This window comes from Archangium sp., assembly GCF_036389735.1.
Classification (GTDB): domain Bacteria; phylum Myxococcota; class Myxococcia; order Myxococcales; family Myxococcaceae; genus Archangium.
The window spans coordinates 1-4,135 of the sequence record NZ_DASVWK010000952.1 but is presented as its reverse complement, the minus strand read 5'-3'; the positions used below and the strand labels follow the sequence as shown (position 1 = coordinate 4,135).

General features: G+C 71.5%; 3 protein-coding genes and 1 pseudogene. 1 reads left to right on the top strand and 3 read right to left on the bottom strand.

What is annotated here, in order from left to right:
* Positions 1-261 (top strand): annotated as a pseudogene (locus tag VF794_RS33890) (hypothetical protein); the annotation flags it as partial.
* 27 nt (positions 262-288) lie between these two features.
* Here the strand turns inward: VF794_RS33890 and VF794_RS33885 are convergent.
* The 3 genes from VF794_RS33885 to VF794_RS33875 form a co-directional block, all read right to left on the bottom strand.
* A complete protein-coding gene (locus VF794_RS33885; protein WP_331117260.1) occupies positions 289-1,506 on the bottom strand; it encodes a cellulase family glycosylhydrolase in 1,218 nt (405 codons plus the stop codon).
* 73 nt (positions 1,507-1,579) lie between these two features.
* Positions 1,580-2,320 carry a hypothetical protein gene (locus tag VF794_RS33880; protein ID WP_331117259.1) on the bottom strand — a complete coding sequence of 247 codons (741 nt, stop codon included), beginning with the start codon at positions 2,318-2,320 and terminating at the stop codon, positions 1,580-1,582.
* Between the two features lie 15 nt (positions 2,321-2,335).
* Positions 2,336-4,135, bottom strand: a 1,800-nt coding sequence (locus VF794_RS33875) for a serine/threonine-protein kinase (protein ID WP_331117258.1), incomplete at its 5' end; no start/stop codon positions are given.

Here is a 4,135-nt window from a genome sequence, read left to right as displayed (position 1 = left end):
CACATGCACACGCTGGGCACGCGCGCGCGGCTGGACATCCAGCGCCGCTCGGGTGCCCGCGAGTGCCTGCTCGACATCCCCGAGTGGGACTTCCACTGGCAGGGGGGCTACGCGCTCTCCCAGCCCAGGGTGGTCAACCCGGGGGACAGCATCCGCCTCGAGTGCCACTGGAACAACAGCGCCCCGGGCGCGGTGGACGCCAACTGGGGCGAGGGCACCGGGGACGAGATGTGCCTGGGCCTCTACTACATGACGCAGTAGAGGCCTTGCCCACCTGGCGGGGTGGGGCTACAGCCAGCAGGCGTCGGGGCTGTCTCCGGTGCGCGCGGTGAGGCCCCGGGCGAGCTTCTGGAACTCGTGCCAGGGCTCCCACTTGGAGGGGTAGTGCGTGGAGCCGTTCCACCAGTTGCGCAGGCCGAAGTTGCCCGAGCCGTCCGTGTGGTTGCGGTACGTGTACCAGAGCGCGTAGTCCACCACGCCCGAGTCACCGAAGGACTCGGCGGAGATGCGCATGGCCTCGGCCAGCTCGGCCTCGTTGCGCACGGCGTTGTCGGGCGCGGTCACCGAGCCGCGATCCTGGAAGCCGAACTCCGTCACGAAGAGGCGGTTGTTGGTGACGCCCGTGGCGGTGTTCAGCTTGCTCTGCACCGTCTGCAGGCCGGTGCGCAGCGTGTACTTGTACCCGGAGCTGTAGTTGCCGAAGCACGCCGAGCCGCCCCCGTTGTTGAGGCAGGCCCAGTCATAGCTCCACGGGTTGTAGGGATGGATGCCGAAGTAGTCCCAGGGCGGGTTGCCCTTGTAGGCGGTGAGCGCGGCCGAGTTGAACAGGCCCGGCCAGAACTGCTCGGTGGTGTACGTATTGAGGACGCCGCCGGAGATGATGGACTCCGTGCGCGCGTTGGCCACCTTCCACTCCTTCACCCGGCGCACCGTCCAGGCGAAGGTGTTGGGCTCCACCCGGAAGCGCGTCGAGCCGTCCGGGCACACGCCGGTGAGGTTCGGCTCGTTCATCACCTCGATGGCGTCCGCCTTGGCGGTGCCATAGAAGACGTTGGCCGACCACGACTTCACCTTGTTGAGGTAGTCGTTGATGTACGTGTCGCGCGCCACGCCGCTGTTCGGGTCCCCGCAGAACTGCGGGTGCGTGTAGAGGACGATGACCTTGATGCCGTTGGCGTGCGCGTCCGCGACGATCTGCTGGTAGGTGAGGTTGGACACGCCCGGCCAGCCCGCCTCGATGCGCAGCCACTTCGCGTTGAGCTGCCGCATCTCGCAGAAGAACTTGTTGCGCGAGGTGGTGTCGCTCAGCGGCTGGGCACCCGCGTTGTAGATGCCGCCCGTCACCACGCCATAGCGGCCGGCGCCGAGGACGAGGGAGGACTGCTCGGTGCCCGTCTCGGGGGCGGGGGTGGGCTCGGACTCGAGGCCGCCACCACAGGCGGCGAGCAACGGCAGCAGGACCAGGGCGCGCGCGCCGAGGCGCTTCGTCGGGAACAGGGGGGCCATGTCTTCCTTCGGGAGGGGGATGGCCCGTTATGGTCCCGATTCCCCGCCGACGTCAACAACCAGGAAATCCGGTTCAGCCTGGAAGTGTGAAGTGCTTCTCGTAGAGGGCCTCGAGGGACTGGAAGTAGCCGCGCTCCTCCCAGAGGGCGGCGGCGAGGCGCTCGGCGAGCGAGGCCACCTCCTGGTCCTCGCCCTGCTTGGGCGTGCGGGGCGTGCCCGTCCACTGCTCGAGGGCCTTGGCCAGCTCGGTGAGGAGCAACTGGCTGCCGGTGAAGAGGCGGCGCAGCACCTGGTTGACGGGGCGCGCGTCCAGCTCCTTGCAGGCGGCGTCGATGGCGGTGTGCACGCGGCGCGCCTTGTCCTCGTTGGCGAGCGAGAGCGCGTCGAGGTCTCCCCGGGTGAGGGCGTGCTGGAGGAGGTAGCCGTGGTGCAGGGAGAGCGAGGCCATGTCCACGCAGTCCTTCACCCACAGGGCCGTGGCCAGCCGCCTGTAGGCCTTGCGCCAGGCGAGCCGGAAGGAGAAGAGGGCCAGCTTGCTGACGAGCTGCTGGAGGCGGCTGCCCTCGCGGGGGTGGAGGCCGGCGAGCACCGTCACCGTGCGATCCGGAGCGGACAGGGCGCGCTCGCGCAGGATGGTGCGCACCATCTGCTCGCGCACGCGGCGCAGGGCGTACTCATCCAGGAAGGGCACGGGGATGAGCGGCGTGAGGCCGGAGGCCACCGCGTGCAGGGCCACGCGCTGCACCGCCACGGGCACGGAAGAGGGGGACGGGGTGGAGGGCTGGGGCTCGGAGCCGGATGTCTGGGAGGACATGGTGGGGCGGGGGAGTTAGCACGGACGGCTGAGGCTTTGGGATAGGGCGCGGTACTGCCGGTGCAACTCCAGCGAGAGCGGATCCAGGACGAGGGCACGCTCGAGGGCCTCGCGCGCCTGGGCGAGCATCCCCCCCTCCACGTGGGCCCGGGCGGTGGCGAGGTGGACGCGCAGGTGCTGCTCCGTGTGCGGGCGGCGGGCGAGGAAGTCGCGCCGCAGCTCCTCCAACTGGGAGACGGTGAGGCCCGCGGCGAGGCAGCGCGCCACGCCGAGGAAGTTGCCCCGCTCGGCGTCATGGGCGGCGCGGCGCGGAGGCTGGCCGAGCGTGTCGCCCGCCTTGCGCACGCGCTCGAGCACGGCGTCCACCTTGGCGCGCAGGGTGGGGGAGACGGGGCTCTCGCGCAGCCGCTCCAGCGCGTGCTGGGCGCGGCGGGCCCGCAGCCGCACCTCCTCGCAGCCCACGTCCGGCGGCAGCGCGAGGAAGGCATAGAGGTCCTCGATGTCGCGCGTGTCGTAGGGGGCGAGCACCTGCTCGGCCTCGGCATCGGCGGCCGGGTCCCTCGGCGGGCGCAGGGTGTGGAGCGGCTGGCCCAGCAGCAGGTGCGCCACCGCGGCCTTGAAGGCGAGCGAAGGCTCCACGAACTGCACGCCGAAGCCGGGGGCCATGCCCCAGGGGCGCGCCTCCTCGCTCTTCACGTGCCGCACCACCTCGCCCGCGCAGGTGAGGAGGCCCTCGGTGGGGTGCTCCAGCGCCAGCTCCAACCGGGACAGCAGCGGGGGCAGGTCCTTGGAGGTGCACAGGAACATGCCGCCGCGAGACAGGTCCGCGCACGTGAGGCGCAGGGGCTCGGCGCCGGGGGTGGACCTCACGAGGACGGGGAGGGCCAGACACGAGCGGTGGAGGGCGGTGGGGGCCAGGGGCGGAGGCGTGCGCGCGGGCCCCGTGGCGAGGGCCTTGTCGAGGGCCACCTGGAGGGCACCGCGCATCGTCGAGGCGCTCTGGAAGCGCTGCTCGGGGTCCTTGGCGAGGGCCTGGAGGATGACGCCGCAGAGGCCGGCGGGGACGTCGGGGCGGAGGGTGGAGGGCGCGACGGGCTGCTTGGACTGGTGGGCGAGCAGCAGGGCGGTGAGGGACTTCTCCTCGAAGGGCCGCCGGCCGGTGACGAGCTGGTAGGCGATGACGCCGAGGGCGTAGAGGTCGGCGCGGCCGTCCACGGGGTCGCCGCGGGACTGCTCCGGGGCCATGTAGTCCACCGAGCCGAGGACGGCGCCCTCGCCGGTGTCCTCCTCGCGCGGCTCGTCATCGAGCAGCTTGGCGATGCCGAAGTCGAGCACCTTGACGAAGGCGGGGCCGTGGCCGCGCTGCAGCAGGAAGAGGTTCTCGGGCTTGAGGTCGCGGTGGACGATGCCGCGCGCGTGCGTGGCCTGCAGCGCGTCACACACCTGGGCGAGCAGGGCCACGGCGATCTCCGCGGGCACGGGGCCGCGGGCCAGCAGCGTGGAGAGTGGCTCGCCCTCGAGGTACTCCATGACGAGGTAGGGCCGGGGCGGCGCGGGGTTGATGTCGATGATGTTGACGATGTTCTCGTGGCCGATGAGGTTGACGGCGCGCGCCTCCATGTGGAAGCGGCGCAGCACCTGGGGCGAGCCGGCCAGCCGTCCGTGCAGCACCTTGATGGCCACGCGGCTGCCGATGTCCACGTGCTCGCCGAGGTACACCGTGCCCATGCCGCCATGGCCCAGCTTCCGGGTGAGCCGGAAGCTGCCGATGCTCGTCCCCAGCAGCGAGTCCGCTCCCGCCTCGCGGCGTTGCAC